This window comes from Emticicia sp., assembly GCF_049241225.1.
Taxonomy (GTDB): Bacteria; Bacteroidota; Bacteroidia; order Cytophagales; family Spirosomataceae; genus Emticicia.
In genome coordinates this window covers 1-15,643 of sequence record NZ_JBMLRC010000008.1, presented here as the reverse complement: position 1 = coordinate 15,643, position 15,643 = coordinate 1, and the positions used below count along the sequence as shown (strand labels likewise).

At 38.8% G+C, this 15,643-nt stretch carries 15 protein-coding genes; 12 read left to right on the top strand and 3 right to left on the bottom strand.

The window, feature by feature from the left end:
* The 3 genes from ACOVO2_RS00405 to ACOVO2_RS00395 form a co-directional block, all read left to right on the top strand.
* Nucleotides 1-684 (top strand): RagB/SusD family nutrient uptake outer membrane protein (locus ACOVO2_RS00405; protein ID WP_421768076.1); only part of this gene is annotated, 684 nt, incomplete at its 5' end.
* Nucleotides 685-780: 96 nt separating this feature from the next.
* Entirely contained in the window at nt 781-2,100 is a 1,320-nt protein-coding gene (locus tag ACOVO2_RS00400) for a SusE domain-containing protein (RefSeq protein WP_421768075.1), read from the top strand.
* 131 nt (nt 2,101-2,231) lie between these two features.
* Complete coding sequence (locus tag ACOVO2_RS00395) at nt 2,232-4,079, top strand: glycoside hydrolase family 13 protein (protein ID WP_421768074.1); 1,848 nt, start codon at nt 2,232-2,234, stop codon at nt 4,077-4,079.
* Nucleotides 4,080-4,234: 155 nt separating this feature from the next.
* On the opposite strand, the gene ACOVO2_RS00390 is transcribed toward ACOVO2_RS00395, so the two are convergent.
* On the bottom strand, nt 4,235-4,996 hold the full coding sequence (locus ACOVO2_RS00390) for a hypothetical protein (protein WP_421768073.1): 762 nt from the start codon (nt 4,994-4,996) through the stop codon (nt 4,235-4,237).
* A gap of 752 nt (nt 4,997-5,748) precedes the next feature.
* Between ACOVO2_RS00390 and ACOVO2_RS00385 the strand changes: the two genes are divergently transcribed.
* The gene (locus ACOVO2_RS00385) at nt 5,749-6,537 is read left to right on the top strand and encodes a DUF3050 domain-containing protein (protein ID WP_421768072.1); all 789 of its coding nucleotides are present in this window, start codon (nt 5,749-5,751) and stop codon (nt 6,535-6,537) included.
* A 55-nt stretch (nt 6,538-6,592) separates the two neighbouring features.
* Here the strand turns inward: ACOVO2_RS00385 and ACOVO2_RS00380 are convergent, their stop codons facing one another.
* Nucleotides 6,593-7,366: a CDP-alcohol phosphatidyltransferase family protein gene (locus ACOVO2_RS00380; RefSeq protein ID WP_421768071.1), complete on the bottom strand. Its 774-nt coding sequence runs from the start codon at nt 7,364-7,366 to the stop codon at nt 6,593-6,595.
* 180 nt (nt 7,367-7,546) lie between these two features.
* Between ACOVO2_RS00380 and ACOVO2_RS00375 the strand changes: the two genes are divergently transcribed.
* The 5 genes from ACOVO2_RS00375 (at nt 7,547) to ACOVO2_RS00355 (ending at nt 13,409) form a co-directional block, all read left to right on the top strand.
* Nucleotides 7,547-9,022, top strand: coding sequence for a DUF1501 domain-containing protein (locus ACOVO2_RS00375; protein ID WP_421768070.1), 1,476 nt, complete (start codon nt 7,547-7,549; stop codon nt 9,020-9,022).
* 88 nt (nt 9,023-9,110) lie between these two features.
* Nucleotides 9,111-9,632, top strand: a complete 522-nt coding sequence (locus ACOVO2_RS00370; RefSeq protein ID WP_421768069.1) for a hypothetical protein — start codon at nt 9,111-9,113, stop codon at nt 9,630-9,632.
* A gap of 281 nt (nt 9,633-9,913) precedes the next feature.
* Complete coding sequence (locus ACOVO2_RS00365) at nt 9,914-10,189, top strand: co-chaperone GroES (RefSeq protein ID WP_188767741.1); 276 nt, start codon at nt 9,914-9,916, stop codon at nt 10,187-10,189.
* Nucleotides 10,190-10,268: 79 nt separating this feature from the next.
* Nucleotides 10,269-11,900, top strand: coding sequence for a chaperonin GroEL (gene groL / locus ACOVO2_RS00360; protein ID WP_421768068.1), 1,632 nt, complete (start codon nt 10,269-10,271; stop codon nt 11,898-11,900).
* Between the two features lie 174 nt (nt 11,901-12,074).
* Nucleotides 12,075-13,409, top strand: coding sequence for a peroxiredoxin family protein (locus ACOVO2_RS00355; RefSeq protein ID WP_421768067.1), 1,335 nt, complete (start codon nt 12,075-12,077; stop codon nt 13,407-13,409).
* A gap of 8 nt (nt 13,410-13,417) precedes the next feature.
* On the opposite strand, the gene ACOVO2_RS00350 is transcribed toward ACOVO2_RS00355, so the two are convergent.
* Nucleotides 13,418-13,843, bottom strand: a complete 426-nt coding sequence (locus tag ACOVO2_RS00350; protein WP_421768066.1) for a hypothetical protein — start codon at nt 13,841-13,843, stop codon at nt 13,418-13,420.
* Nucleotides 13,844-13,964: 121 nt separating this feature from the next.
* On the opposite strand from ACOVO2_RS00350, the gene ACOVO2_RS00345 reads away from it, so the two are divergent.
* The 3 genes from ACOVO2_RS00345 (at nt 13,965) to ACOVO2_RS00335 (ending at nt 15,625) form a co-directional block, all read left to right on the top strand.
* Nucleotides 13,965-14,156, top strand: coding sequence for a hypothetical protein (locus ACOVO2_RS00345; protein ID WP_421768065.1), 192 nt, complete (start codon nt 13,965-13,967; stop codon nt 14,154-14,156).
* Nucleotides 14,156-14,563, top strand: coding sequence for a type II toxin-antitoxin system death-on-curing family toxin (locus tag ACOVO2_RS00340; RefSeq protein WP_421768064.1), 408 nt, complete (start codon nt 14,156-14,158; stop codon nt 14,561-14,563). The genes ACOVO2_RS00345 and ACOVO2_RS00340 overlap by 1 nt, the downstream gene beginning before the upstream one ends.
* A gap of 72 nt (nt 14,564-14,635) precedes the next feature.
* Entirely contained in the window at nt 14,636-15,625 is a 990-nt protein-coding gene (locus ACOVO2_RS00335; RefSeq protein ID WP_421768063.1) for a YhdH/YhfP family quinone oxidoreductase, read from the top strand.
* Nucleotides 15,626-15,643: the final 18 nt, after the last annotated feature.

Here is a 15,643-nt window from a genome sequence, read left to right as displayed (position 1 = left end):
AATATCTTTGCCATAAACTATGATGGAAACGAAACCCAAACTTGGGGCGGAACTACAACAATTATTCACGCAGCCATTGGTGGAAGCATGAATGCCGCCGAATTTGGTGTAGATGGTGGCTGGAGTGGTTTCCGTACAACAAAAGAGTTTGTTGCGTTATTCAACGACAAAGCCGATAAACGTGCGATGTTTCACACTGCTGGGCAAGAATTAGAAATCGAAGAAGTTGGTACGTTCTCGAATGGTTATGCCATTACGAAATGGAAAAACGTAAAAAGAGATGGCAAAGCAGGTAAAAACCTTACGCACACCGATACCGATTTCCCATTGTTCAGATTAGCCGATGCACATCTAATCTACGCAGAAGCCGTAACTCGTGGCGGAAGTGGCGATGCTACTTTGGCTCTTAGCTTAGTAAACTCACTACGCAGACGTGCGGGTGCTGCTAATCTTACTTCATTGACGCTCGAAAACCTTTTGGCAGAGCGTGGGCGTGAATTATACTGGGAAGCACATCGTCGCACTGACTTGGTTCGTTTCGGAAAATTTACGACTGGCTATAACTGGGCATGGAAAGGTGGAATCAAAGCAGGAAAAGACGTAGAAACCTATCGTACGGTATTTCCATTAGCAGCATCTGACCTTATCGCTAACCCTACTTTGAAACAAAATACAGGATATTAACAACCCCACCCTGCCCTCCCCAATGGGGAGGGTTCTAAAAGTCCTCCCTATCGGGGAGGGTTGGATGGGGTTCAACATCAAACAAATTCAAAAAATATGAAAACATTCAATAAAATATTTCTTTTCGGGCTGGCAATTTTGTTTGCGTGGGGTTGCGAAAAAGAAGAAGAGCGAGCAATTTTAAGCACTGGTGCAGCTCCTGTGGTTACGCTTTCGAGCAAAAGCGTTGTTTTGAATAAAGACAATGCCACCAAAGAAGCTCTCACTATCTCATGGGCAGCCGATTATGGTTTTAATGCAGCAGCTACCAATACTATTTTGATTGACAAAAAAGGTGGAGATTTCTCGAAAGCATCTTCAATTACAGCTGGTTCTGACCTAAAGAAAACCTTTACAACCGCCGAGTTAAACGGAATATTATTGGGTCTTGGTCTTGCCCCTGGTACACCTGCCGACATCGACATCAAAATAACAGCTACAATGGGGGCAGCTACGGTTTTGAGTTCGACCGTAAGTAGCCTTACAGCCACTCCTTATCTCGATAAATTAGACCTTAGCTCACCTTGGGGTGTAGTTGGAAGTGCAACAACCAACGGTTGGGATGGCCCCGACATGCCATTCTATAAAACTGAGGTTCCGAATGTATTTGTAGCATACGTAACACTCAAAGATGGTGAAATCAAGATTCGTGAAAATAATAACTGGGCAGTAAATTATGGTGGAACAAACGGTGTCTTGAAAAAAGACGGTGATAATATTGCCGTGAAAGCGGGTACTTACAAAATCACTTTTAACCCTGTTGCACTCACATACAAAGTTGAAAAATACTCCTGGGGAATTGTGGGCAGTGCCTTCAATAACTGGGGAGCAACGCCTGACGCACCACTCAAATACGATCCAAGCGTTGACCTTTGGGCGGGTGTAGTAACGCTCACTGATGGAGATATTAAGATTCGCAAAGACAACGACTGGGGCGTAAATTACGGTGGAACAAACGGAGTATTGAAAGAAAATGGCGATAATATTGCCGTTAAGAAAGGAACCTACTTGATTACGGTGGATTTCAAAAAAATGAAATATACGATTGCCAAATATGCTCCGTGGGGAATTGTGGGCGACGCAACGGCCACAGGTTGGGGCGAAAAACCTGACCAAAAGTTTAGCTACGACCTAAGTACCGAAACTTGGTTTCTGAACAACGTAGTACTTAAAGACGGTCAAATCAAATTCAGATTAAATGACGATTGGGGAGTAAACTACGGCTCGACAAGTAGTAATGAGCCAGACCCAATAGCGGCAAGCGGAGCTTTGAAAGACGGTGGCAAAAACTTTGGCGTGAAAGCTGGTACATGGAATTTTATATTGGATGTAAAAGACCCTGCTAAGCCAACTTACAAAGCCACAAAGGTTAAATAAGATTCATCATAGGTTTAAAAATTCAGAATCTGCATAACGCTTGTTATGCAGATTTTTTTGAACTCATTTTTTCTAGTAGCCTTATCATTTTCAGCTTCAACCTCTCCTTTTATGCTAAACTTACAGCTATTATGTTAAAGAAATCATTCACTTTATTATGTATTTTGTGCCTAAGTTTCGGAGTAAACGCACAAATCCAGCATGTTGAGCCCCTAAACTGGTGGGTAGGCTTGAAAAATCCAAACCTACAATTATTGATCCATGGTGAAAATATCTCCGAAACTCAGCCTACAATCAATTATACAGGAGTAAGCATCAAAAAAGTCAATAAAGCCGATAGTAAAAACTACCTTTTCCTTGATTTAGTGATTGCCAAAACCACCAAAGCGGGCAATTTTACTATTAATTTCAAGAAAGCAGGCAAAACCGTTTATACTTACAATTATAGTTTGCTACCTAAGCAACAAGCATCAGCTCAAATGCGTGGGTTTAACTCTTCCGATGTCATTTACCTCATCACGCCCGACCGCTTTGTCAATGGCGATTACTCAAATGATGTAGTGGCTGGCATGAAAGAAGCCAAAATCAATCGCAATTTTGATGGCGGACGCCACGGCGGCGATATTAGAGGTATGATAAACAGCCTTGATTATATTGCTGACATGGGTTTTACGGCTATTTGGCCAACACCTGTGCTTGAAAACAATATGGCGGGCTATTCTTACCACGGCTACGCAATCACTAATCACTACAAAGTCGACCCACGATACGGTACACTCGAAGATTATAAGGAACTTTCAAGCAAAGCTCGCCAAAAAGGAATTAAATTAATTTTTGATGAAGTATTAAATCATACTGGACACGGCTACTGGTGGACAGATGATTTGCCATTTAAGAATTGGCTTAATTATCCTGACACCAAAACTTCAACCAATCATCGACGAACGGTCAATCAAGACCTGTATGCTTCAGATTATGACAAAGCATTCATGAAAAAAGGTTGGTTTGATAGAATGATGCCTGACATGAACGGAGAGAACCCTTTTATGGCTAACTACCTGATACAGAATACAATCTGGTGGATTGAAACCCTACAACTGGGTGGTGTTCGTCAAGACACCTACGGATATTCAGATAAAACTTTCTTGAAAAACTGGAGTTGTGCCATCATGGATGAATACCCAAATTTTAACATGGTTGGCGAAGAATGGAGTGTAAATCCGCTCATAACTTCGTACTGGCAAAAAGGCAAAAAAAATGCCGATGGCTATAATGGTTGCCTAACGAGCATCATGGATTTTCCGCTACAAGAAGCCCTCGTAAATGCCCTCAAAGAAAAAGAAACATGGGGAAAAGGCTTGGTAGTTTTGTATGAAGCATTGGCGAATGACTTTGTGTATGCCGACCCATCGAATATACTGATTATGGGCGATAACCACGATATGGACCGCATTTTTACGCAACTCAACGAAGACGTTGAGCTCACAAAAATGGCACTGGGCTATTTGCTTACTACTCGTGGCATTCCGCAGATATATTATGGCACGGAGGTTTTGATGCAAAATACGGGGCATCATAAAGTAGACGGACTGATTCGCTCGGATTTACCGGGTGGTTGGAAAGAAGATACTGCGAGTGCTTTTTCGGGAAAAGGCTTGACTGAAGCTCAGAAAAACACACAGCTTTATTTAAAGCAGCTATTGAACTGGCGAAAAAACAATTCAGTAATTGCCAATGGAAAAACACTCCATTTTGCCCCTTTCGATGGGGTTTACGTATATTTCAGATACGATAATCAGAAAATGGTAATGGTTGTAATGAATAAAAATGATAAATCAACTACGCTCGAAACCAAGCGTTTTGATGAAATCTTACAGAATAAAGCTTCAGCCAAAAATATTCTGAATAACGAAACACAGAGCATAAAAAATGGTCTTTCAATCTCGCCAAAATCTACGATGATTTTTGAGATTTTCTAAGAAATACTAACAAAAAAAGTCCGAAATTCAGCAAGTGAGTTATCGGACTTTTTTGTGGTCAGACCTGTCGTACAGACCTTTTTAAAAGAAATTAAGATGCATTTCGATACCGACAGAAATACATTTTCAAGAATTCTTCATTGAATTTAAGTAGATTATTTAAGATTACTTTTTCGGATACTTCGCTCAAGAACACGTAAAACCTTTTCCTCATAGATTCTAATTTTATCAATATCTTCTTGGGGTGTGTATTCATTATTGCTATTCTTTGCTTTCTCAAAAAGATTAGTTGAACTATAAATTATAGACCGGTTAGGGTCATATTGATGCAAAACTACCCTAAGCTCCAACTCTAAAAGCACATCAATTGACTTATCAAGTATCCACCATTCTTCGGTATTCTTATCAAATATCTTCGTAATTTTTATATTTCCCTTTGTGGCATCTTCATTAAACTGAAACCCTAAGCTTCTCTCACTCAAACGATTTATCAAAGCTTCTTTTACTTTAGCTGCCGATATATCGTAGATACGGACAACTGAAGGATCTTTCAAAATAACATTTTCGTATGTAAGCTTTCGTATTTCTTCCTGGGCCGTATCTAAATCTTTTTGGGTTTCCTGAAGGGTCTTATTTACATTAAATGCAGACTCTTGCCACTGCCTACTTTCAAAGTCTAACTTTTTACTCAAAGCAATTTGAAGATTAATTGAGTCTCTTACATTTGAAATTATTTGATTGAGTTGCCGAAGATAACTATGCAAATTTTTATTCTCTTCGGTTAGCTGGTAATTCAGATGATTGGCTACCGAAAGCTTACTTCTAAGTTGTTTTGTAGCTCTATCGATCTGAGCATGTGTATTTTTTGCATAGAGCAAAAGAACACTTGCCATACACAGCAATTTTATGAATTTCATTTCTTCTTGGGTTTGTTTCAATTTTACCATACAAATAAAATTATATTTTTTGTATTTTCAAAAATAAATGAAAGTGTTCTTATCGAAATATCCTATGCTCTCTCAATATTATAAGCAATATGATACGAATGAATAATTTATTTGATATTGTATGGTGTTCTGTGCGATACACCCACAATCTTTTAATAGTAATATCCGCAACAAATTCTCTATTCCTACTTAAGTAATTGATAATCAGTCTACTTTGCCCCTTCCCTAACGGCAGAGGCCGACCGTCCTCCCCGATGGGGAGGGAACAAAATCAAAAATTATACTAACTTAAATTAAAATGCAGTCAAACTGTCTGTTGATTTAATCTACACAACTTTTCAATGAGAAATAGGCGTGAATATATCTCTACATCAAAAAATATTGAGATATTATTCACTTCTAAATGCCACCAACTTTAATTTGAAGAAAACAAATGACGAATATATTTAAACTACTAAGACCAAACATATTGTATATCGACATCAAGAATAGAAGGAGCTCGCAGCAATGACTTTAGGCTTTATTCTGTTTGGAATTATCAAATCACCCAAAGGTCTTCTAAACTACACTATACTATTTTAGGGAGAATTTTTTTATGCAAAACCTCCTCTACGTTTTTCTCGTACATATCTTAGTATTGAAATTGTATCATATTTTTTTCTATATGGCAACATTTTTGTTGTTCTAAATGTTATAACTGTCAATAGTTTAAATAATCTCATATGAATCATCACATAGCGTCCATTCAAGAAAGGATAGAACCGTTAAGACAGCAGATTATTAATCACAAAGTTTATTCGGTAATTAATGACCTCGAAGACCTGAAAGTTTTCATGCAGTATCATGTTTATGCTGTGTGGGATTTTATGTCGTTGCTTAAATCACTTCAAAGTAATCTTACTTGTACAACTGTGCCGTGGTTTCCGGTGGGTTCGGCCGAAACACGCTATTTAATTAACGAAATCGTAGCCGGGGAAGAATCTGATGTTGATATGAATGGTGTTCGCAAAAGTCACTTTGAGCTGTACCTCGACGCTATGCACCAAGCAGAAGCCGAAACTACCCAAATCGAAAAATTTATTTCGGTTTTGAAAGAGTCAAGTAATTTACAATCGTCATTTGTGGTAGCAGGTACACCCGAAGCGGCTCGTAACTTTGTCAATTTTACATTCGACATCATCAACAGCAATAAATCCTATCTTCAAGCAGCTATTTTCACATTTGGCCGCGAAGATTTGATTCCAGGCATGTTTATGTCAATTATCAATGATATTCATTTGAGTGTTCCCGAAAAAATCTCGACTTTCAAATATTATCTCGAACGCCACATCGAAGTAGATGGCGACCACCACAGCCATTTGGCTCTACAAATGACAGCCAATTTGTGCGGAGAAAACGAAGAATTTTGGAAAGAAGCTGAAGCCGCAACGATTCAATCGCTCCAAAAAAGAATCGAACTTTGGGATGGTGTGTACGAAAGTATTGCCTCTAAGAAAGTTTCTGCTTTATAAAATAAATCTCATAGGAGCGTCCGAATCGGACGTTCCTATAATTTAATCGTTAGAATTAACTCCTCAGATACAACCTCCTGATTCCTATAAAAATCACCATTAGTACAGTGTAAAGAATAAAAAAAGGAATTATAAAATTCACCAAATTCAAGGCAAGCATCATTGCAATAATCAACAACTGAAACCCCAGCCCGTACAGGGAAACCAGCGTCATAAACCAGTTTGGAAAAGTTCTGACCTTGTAAGCCATGGCGTCTAATCGGTAAACTGTTCTATCAAAAATTCCATAAAGCATCACATATACTTTGAATAAAACGTTGACCGTTTTCTGGCTTTCGTTCAGAAACGCTTTGGGGGTTTCGGTCTCAAAAATCTTACTTGTGGCATCGCCTCCTACCGAATTATTTCTCAGAATTACGTAGTAAAAATTATAGACAGTTCCCTGCAATTGAATACACAAAAAAGCAATCAGTGCAAGTGTCAACGAACTATCAGAAATATGACTTATTGTCATCAGAAAAACAAAATTCAAGATAATATCAAACACACTATCCAAATATCTCCCCGTGTAAGATGGGGTATTTTTCACCCTTGACAACTCACCATCAGCAGCATCAAGAATTGATTTGAGAATAAGAAAAAATCCAGCCCACCAATAATGAGCAGTAAGCATACAATAAACAGCAATTAAGCCCGAAACTCCAAAAAGAAGCGTTAGATGAACAGGGGTAAAACGAGTGTTTTTTAATTGATTAGCAATGATTTGGGCAAATGGTCTTCCATAATCAGAAAAGTCAAGGAATTTATCTTGAGCTGCAAGTTTGGACATTAAAATTTAACACAATTATAACATTTCGACAATATAGTCCTTCTACAAAAGTAGTTTTTTTTGATTAAAGTTCCCTCTCAAATTTATCAAGAATATCGGGATAAACACCAAAATCTTTAAAAACTTAACTTGTCTATACAAATAATTTCGTAATTTGGTAGGCAAATTCGACCCTTCAAAATGCAAAAGTTAATTAAAGAGTTTCTACACGCCGAGGCTCAATACCAAACCCGACGCCATTTTCTGCAAACCTGCACCACAGGACTTGGAGCCATGGCTTTTGGTTCGTTGTTAGGTGGTTGTTCGGGAAAAGAAAATCCAGCACAAACACTCACCGACCCCATGTTTCCGAAGCAGCCGCATTTTGCTCCGAAAGTAAAACAAGTGATTTATATTCACATGGCGGGTGCCCCATCGCAGTTAGAACTATTTGATTATAAACCCGCTCTACAAAAATTTGATGGACAAGATTGTCCGCAAGAGTTTTTGGAAGGAAAAAAGTTTGCCTTCATCCGAGGAGTGCCAAAGATGCTCGGTTCAATCGGGCAATTCAAACAGCACGGAAATTCGGGAGCAATGATTTCAGATTTTCTTCCTTATTTACCCGAAGTTGCCGATGACCTGACTTTCTTGAAAGCCATGTACACCGACCAATTCAATCACGCTCCTGCACAACTACTCATGCACACAGGAAGCCCACGTTTGGGTCGGCCGAGTATCGGTGCGTGGTCGGTTTATGGTTTGGGTTCTGAAAATCAAAACCTACCAGGCTTTATTGTTTTGGCTTCGGGCGGACGCAGCCCCGATGCAGGAAAAAGCGTTTGGGGAAGTGGATTTTTACCTTCTATTTATCAAGGTGTGCAATGCCGCACGGGTGGCGACCCAGTGCTGTATGTTTCTGACCCGCACGGTATGAGTCGAGATATTCGGAAACAAACCATCGAAGCAATCAACGAAATCAATCGTCAGCAATACGAAGCCGTACAAGACCCCGAAATTCTGACTCGTATTTCACAATACGAAATGGCATTCAGAATGCAAGTTTCAGTGCCAGAAGTAATGGACACAAGCAAAGAACCCGAATGGGTACGAAACATGTACGGAGCTGTGCCAGGCGAAGGCTCATTTGCCAATAACTGCCTACTGGCCAGGCGTTTAATCGAAAATGGAGTACGTTTCGTGCAACTTTTCCACTGGGGCTGGGACTCACACGGTACCGACCAACGCCTTTCGTTGGATGGTGGTTTCAAAGACTTGTGCCAAGTAACTGACCGCTCGGTAACGGCTCTCATAAAAGACCTAAAAATGCGTGGTTTGCTCGACGAAACCCTAATTGTTTGGGGAGGAGAATTTGGCCGTACTCCTATGCAAGAAAACCGTGACGGACAAACACTACCATTCAAAGGTCGTGACCATCATTTGGATGCTTTTACAGTTTTCATGGCAGGTGGCGGACTAAAAAATGGTATGACTTTTGGCGAAACCGACGATTTGGGGTATTACGGAGTAAAAGACCGTACACACGTACATGATTTGCAAGCAACCATCTTGCACCTGATGGGTTTCGACCACGAAAAACTAACGTATGCGTTCCAAGGAAGACCATTCAGGCTAACCGATGTGGCAGGAAAAGTAATTAAACCAATTTTAGCGTAACTATGTAACACAATTCTCCGAATTGTGCATATACTCAACTCACGATTCTGAGATCGGTCCACCGAATCGATTGTATTACAAAAAACATATGAAAACACTCCTCACACTCCTATTTTTCAGTATTTCTTTCAGCATTTTTGCTCAGAAAGATTCGGCCTATTATAATCCGAATATTACTCGTAAACTCTATTATCTCAAGCCTTTACAAAAAGTGAATGGCTCGTATTACTACGGCGAACGCCGACTCAGTGGCTTCAACTCGCTCGAAGTTCCCTTTTTTGAACTAAATGACCCCGAGGTAAATTTCCATTACCGACGCTACAAAACTTTTACTGGTATTGGGCAAGCCATAAGTATTATTCCTACCATTTACTTTTTAGCCACATTTAATAAAACCCGTACTCGACAAAGTGGTTTTTATTCCTCCACTTATTTAAGCATTATTGGAGCATCGCTGGTCGGAAGTATCACAACTTCATTTATTGGCAGGTCTCATATAAAAAAAGCTGCAATCAAATATAACCAAGCCCTCGGACGAAGTAATATGAGTTATATGCAACTCAAAACCGACGATAATGCTTTGGGTTTAGCTTTGCGATATAATTTCTGAGGCAGAAATTCTCTGACAACTCATTAATTTTCTTGCCAAAAAAACTTACCTCAAAACATTTCCTGTCAGTATTTGAAACATTTTTGGCAGTCAAAACTGAAATTTTGGCAGAAAACCTTACCTTTGCCGTCCGTTGGCAGAACTTTTGTGGAACTGACATCACGTCAAGAATTAAGTTATTTAGATTCAAGACGTATGAAGGTAGCACTTCAAAAAATTATGATCTCGAATCTATTTAATTCTTAAATCTAAATTTTATAAACTCAAAAACTCAGAATAAAATGTCAGTAAACATCAAGCCATTAGCAGACAGAGTATTGGTAGAAGCTGCTCCGGCAGAAGAAAAAACAGCATTCGGTATCATCATCCCTGATACAGCAAAAGAAAAACCACAAAAAGGTATTGTAGTAGCAGTAGGTCCAGGCAAAAAAGATGAGCCAACTTTAGTTAAAGTAGGTGATAGCGTACTTTATGGTAAATATGCTGGTACGGAAATCACTGTTGACGGTAAAGAGTACCTCATCATGCGTGAGTCTGATATTTACGCTATTGTGTAACCCCCAACCCCTAAAGGGGAGTTAAGGTTTATACTCTTATTCACTCATTCACTAATTCATTCATTCACTAATTAAAAAAATGGCAAAGCAAATTATATTTGATACAGACGCAAGAGAGAAATTGAAACGTGGCGTTGACACTCTTGCAAATGCAGTAAAAGTAACCCTCGGACCAAAAGGTCGTAACGTTATTATTGATAAAAAATTCGGTTCACCAGCTATCACTAAAGATGGTGTAACAGTAGCGAAAGAAATCGAATTGAAAGATTCTATCGAAAACATGGGTGCTCAACTCGTGAAAGAAGTAGCTTCTAAAACTGCTGACCAAGCAGGTGACGGTACTACTACTGCTACTGTATTGGCACAAGCTATCTACACTATCGGTGCGAAAAACGTAGCGGCTGGTGCAAACCCAATGGACTTGAAACGTGGTATCGAAAAAGCGGTAACTGCGGTTGTAGGTGCATTGAAAGAACAATCTAAAGCTATCTCGACTTCAAAAGAAATCGAACAAGTAGCTACAATCTCTGCCAACAACGACCACGAAATCGGTCAAATGATTGCTCACGCAATGGAGAAAGTTGGTAAAGAAGGTGTTATCACGGTTGAAGAAGCTCGTGGAACTGAAACTGAAGTGAAAACTGTAGAAGGTATGCAGTTCGACAGAGGTTATTTGTCTCCATACTTCGTAACTAACGCTGAGAAAATGGAAGTTGAAATGGAAAAACCATTCATCTTGATTTCTGAGAAAAAAGTTTCTTCAATGAAAGAACTTCTTCCAGTGTTAGAAGGTGTAGCACAAACTGGCCGTCCGTTGTTAATCATCGCTGAAGATGTTGATGGCGAAGCTCTTGCTACATTGGTAGTAAACAAAATCCGTGGTGCATTGAAAGTTGCGGCTGTTAAAGCTCCAGGTTTCGGCGACCGTCGTAAAGCAATGTTGGAAGATATCGCAATCCTTACTGGCGGTACTGTAATTGCAGAAGAAAGAGGTTTCAAATTAGAGAACGCTGATATTTCTTACTTAGGACACTGCGATAAAATCATTATCGACAAAGATAACACTACAATCGTTAATGGTTCAGGAGACCAAGAGCAAATCGCTGGTCGTGTAAATCAAATCAAAGCTCAAATCGAGTCAACTACTTCTGACTACGACCGTGAGAAATTACAAGAGCGTTTGGCTAAGTTGTCAGGTGGTGTAGCTATTATCTACATCGGTGCTGCAACTGAGGTTGAAATGAAAGAGAAAAAAGACCGTGTTGATGATGCCCTTCACGCAACTCGTGCTGCGGTTGAAGAAGGTATCGTAGCTGGTGGTGGTGTTGCTTTGATTCGTGCTCAATCTGCTTTAGCAGGTCTTGAAGGTGCAAACGGCGACGAAACAACTGGTATCGCAATCATCCGTTCGGCAATCGAAGCTCCATTACGTACAATCGTTGCGAATGCAGGTGGCGAAGGTTCAGTAATCGTGCAAGAAGTGAAAGGTGGAAAAGACGATTACGGCTATAACGCTCGTGAAGATAAATTTGAAAATATGTTGGTAGCTGGTATCATCGACCCTACGAAAGTAACTCGTTTGGCTCTTGAAAACGCTGCATCAATCGCTGGTCTATTACTTACAACTGAAGCAGTTGTATCTGATATTCCAGAAGATAAAGCTCCAGACATGGGTCACTCACACGGTGGCGGCATGGGTGGCATGATGTAATAGCCCCCAACCCCTAAAGGGGAGTAAAAATATATAAAAAGGTCTTAGGAGAAATTCTAAGACCTTTTTTATGTTCTGAAACATACCATTTGTATTTCTTCAATTTATTGCTCAAATTTGTAAATACTCACAACATGATAGCTATATTACCAACTTTTGCAAATCAATAAGCACATGAAAAAACTTCTCCTACTTTTCGCTATTATTAGCTTCTCAAAATCAAACGCTCAATATCGCATTGAAATAGCGATGCAGGCACCAAAAGATTCGGTTTATTACCTTTATCACTGGTATCAGAGCGAAAAACTGTATTTGGTAAAAGATACTGCAAAAGTTGAGACAGCGAATAAAATCGTTTTTACAGGACAGAAAAATCTACCTGAAGGAATGTATTTTTTAGTTAACCGAAAAGCACGTTTATTTGATTTCCCTGTGGTTGGTCAAACTTTTAAAATTACGACAGATACCAGCGATTACGTTGGTAAAATGACAATCGAAGGCAATACCGAAGCCTCGGCTTACGCCAATTTTACCAAAGAAAACATTCGTTTACAGCGAGCTTTTCAGAAAGCAAGCAACGAAACCGATAAAAAGACCATCTACCAACAATATCAATCTTTGACAAAGACCTACATTTCGTCAAACCCAAATACATTTACGGCAAATTTCTTAAAGGCAAATATTCCTGTCGAAACCCAAGCTATGAAATCCAACGCAACTCGACAAGATACACTTACTTACATAAAGAATTATTACACCCACGCCCTCGATAACATCGACCTTTCAGACGAACGTTTGATTCGCACAACGCTCCTCGATAATATTTTTGATGATTATCTAAAAAACATCGCTTTTAGTAACTCACCCGACGAAATCATTGCTTTGGCCGATAATCTGCTTGCTCGCACCAAGCCTAATTCAGAAATAAGAAAATACATTGTCATCAAATTTGGTAATAAATTTATCGCTCCCGAAGTTTTGGGTTGCGATAAAGTTTATACCGAAATAGCTAAAAAATATATCATCGGTGAGCCTGACAACTATGATGCTACTACAGTCAAGCGAAATATTGAGTATGTCAATCGAATTGAACCAACATTGATTGGCAAAATAATGCCCGATATGTGTCTCACAGATACTTTAGGAAATTGGAGTCCACTTTGGGACTTAAAAGCAAAATATACAATGGTCGTAATTTATGACTACGCTTGCGGACATTGCCAAGAATACACAAAAAAACTGGTAGATTATTATCCAAAACTGGAGCAGCAAGGCATGAAGGTATATATGTGCTGTAAAGTTCCTGACCGAGAAAATTGGTTAAAATTCATCAAAACCTATAAAACAGAAGCTTTTACGAACGTGATGGATTCGCACAAAATTGTAGATTTCGATAAAACTTATAATGCGTCTTTAGTTCCAAAAGTATTCTTGCTTGATGAACAAAAGAAGGTTCTTTCAAATCTCAGATTGGAATTACCTGATTTTGAGCGGATGATGAATAAGTGATAATTCTGTTATTTCTTTTTAATCATCAACAACAAAGCACCACTCACAATCAACCAAATAACAGTGGAAGTCCATAGGTAAATTCGATGTAATGAGTAAAAAACGGCTTTGTTTAGAACTACTCTTTGCCCAAAATCAAGCAGTTTGTCTAATTCGAAATGCACAAAGAACAACACAACTTGCAAAAGCACCAAAAACATAGCCGCTATAAAAAAACGTTTTTCAGCACGAAAAGTATAAGCCGTAAAAACGAAAATAGGTAAACTGATAAAATTCAAATAATTCGTGACAGCTTGCGTAATGAAACCCATTTCAGTATGGCTACCAAGCACTTGCATACCTACGCTTATCACAACACCCGAATAAAAAGTAAATGCACCCCACCAAATACATAACAACACCAATGAAATTTGCTTTGCAGTCTTATCCTTCATACAAAAACTCTTATTTACGTTCAGTTGAGTAAAATAAAGTCGTTTTTTCTACATTCTAAATAAATTTGCAAGAAAACTTTATTCAGCAAAAATCGTTAAGTTTGTAAAAAATACTACAATTATGACAGCAATTTTGGATAAAAAAATAGTCAAGGATGCTCTACGTGAATTAATCATGGAAGAACCAGAAACTTTCAAAAAACTTTTGAAAGAAGTTTTTAATGAGGAAACATTAAATGAGGATGAAGAATTTGAGCAATTGATAAAGAAGAATTTTACTCGTTTTGAAGCAACTTTTAAGGCTTTAGCTTGATGAGATATTTAACAAAGAAAAGAGTCGTTCAGCTTAATAAAGCGACAGTTGATGCTCATGGCGGCAACTTTATGCCTCCGAATAATTTTCTGCACGAAGAAAACTTAGATTATCTTCTCGAAGCAGTTCAAGCAGAAATGTTTGGCGAACCTCTTTATCCAAATGTTTCAGATAAAGCAGCTGTTTATTGCTACAATATTATTTGTAATCACATCTTCTCAGATGGAAATAAGCGAACTGGTTTAGCATCAGCATTACTTTTTTTGAATATAAATGGGTTTGATTTAAGTTTGAATATCGATAATACTACTTTAACAGATTACATCCTAAAAATAGCTTCTGGAGAATCAAATTTAGAAGAATGTAGAGCTTGGTTCGCTGAAAATGTAGTAGATACTTTGACATAATTTTGAACAAAAAACACATTTTTGATGTATTTCAATTTGAAACGAGTACAACCAAAATAATACTATCAAACAATGTCAACTTTCCAAGCATTCTACATCACCGAAAACGACGATAAAACTTTCACCCAAAACATCGTTGAGCGTAAAATCGAAGATTTACCTGCGGGCGAAGTCCTCATCAAAGTACAATATTCCTCACTTAATTATAAAGATGCCCTTTCGTCAACTGGGAATCGTGGCGTAACTCGCAATTACCCCCACACACCAGGTATTGATGCCACAGGAGTAGTTGAAGAAAGTCAGTCGGCCGATTTTCAGAAAGGAGATAAAGTACTCGTAACTGGCTTTGACCTCGGCATGAATACTTCGGGTGGATTCGGACAGTACATCAGTGTTCCTGCCAAATGGGTAGTAAAACTCCCTCGTGGACTCAAAGCCAAAGAAAGTATGATTTTCGGAACGGCTGGTTTGACTGCTGCATTGTGTATTGATAAATTATTACAAAACGGCCTTACCCCCGATAAAGGAAAAGTCATCGTAACGGGAGCAACAGGCGGCGTAGGCACAATGGCCGTAATGATTTTGGCGAAACTCGGTTTCCACGTGGTAGGCGTTACGAGCAAACCCGAAGGCAGAGATTTTCTATTAAAAATCGGAGCAAAAGAAGTTATTTCGAGAGAAGAAGTTGATGATAAATCGGGGCGTCCTTTATTGAAAGGAATTTATGCGGGTTGTGTAGATACCGTTGGTGGAAATATGCTCGCAACTATCTTAAAATCAATGCAATACAACGGAGTTGTAGCCATTTGTGGCTTAGTAAATTCGCCCGAATTACCAACGAGTGTATTTCCATTTATCTTGCGTGGCGTATCTATGTTTGGCATTGATTCATCAGAATGTGATATTGAATGGCGTAAAAAACTCTGGAAAAACCTCGCTAAGAATTGGAAACCAGCTGATATTCAATCTATTACCAAAACTGTAACATTAAAAGGCTTACCAAAAGAAATCAATAAAATCTTAAAAGGCGGACAAATCGGGCGTGTGATTGTACGTTTGTAAAACAAGTTTCCAACTTGT

Coding starts and splice junctions, on each gene's coding strand:
- ACOVO2_RS00400 (WP_421768075.1), top strand. CDS start 781: ATGAAAACATTCAATAAAATATTTCTTTTCGGGCTGGCAATTTTGTTT.
- ACOVO2_RS00395 (WP_421768074.1), top strand. CDS start 2,232: ATGTTAAAGAAATCATTCACTTTATTATGTATTTTGTGCCTAAGTTTC.
- ACOVO2_RS00390 (WP_421768073.1), bottom strand. CDS start 4,996: ATGAAATTCATAAAATTGCTGTGTATGGCAAGTGTTCTTTTGCTCTAT.
- ACOVO2_RS00385 (WP_421768072.1), top strand. CDS start 5,749: ATGAATCATCACATAGCGTCCATTCAAGAAAGGATAGAACCGTTAAGA.
- ACOVO2_RS00380 (WP_421768071.1), bottom strand. CDS start 7,366: ATGTCCAAACTTGCAGCTCAAGATAAATTCCTTGACTTTTCTGATTAT.
- ACOVO2_RS00375 (WP_421768070.1), top strand. CDS start 7,547: ATGCAAAAGTTAATTAAAGAGTTTCTACACGCCGAGGCTCAATACCAA.
- ACOVO2_RS00370 (WP_421768069.1), top strand. CDS start 9,111: ATGAAAACACTCCTCACACTCCTATTTTTCAGTATTTCTTTCAGCATT.
- ACOVO2_RS00365 (WP_188767741.1), top strand. CDS start 9,914: ATGTCAGTAAACATCAAGCCATTAGCAGACAGAGTATTGGTAGAAGCT.
- groL (WP_421768068.1), top strand. CDS start 10,269: ATGGCAAAGCAAATTATATTTGATACAGACGCAAGAGAGAAATTGAAA.
- ACOVO2_RS00355 (WP_421768067.1), top strand. CDS start 12,075: ATGAAAAAACTTCTCCTACTTTTCGCTATTATTAGCTTCTCAAAATCA.
- ACOVO2_RS00350 (WP_421768066.1), bottom strand. CDS start 13,843: ATGAAGGATAAGACTGCAAAGCAAATTTCATTGGTGTTGTTATGTATT.
- ACOVO2_RS00345 (WP_421768065.1), top strand. CDS start 13,965: ATGACAGCAATTTTGGATAAAAAAATAGTCAAGGATGCTCTACGTGAA.
- ACOVO2_RS00340 (WP_421768064.1), top strand. CDS start 14,156: ATGAGATATTTAACAAAGAAAAGAGTCGTTCAGCTTAATAAAGCGACA.
- ACOVO2_RS00335 (WP_421768063.1), top strand. CDS start 14,636: ATGTCAACTTTCCAAGCATTCTACATCACCGAAAACGACGATAAAACT.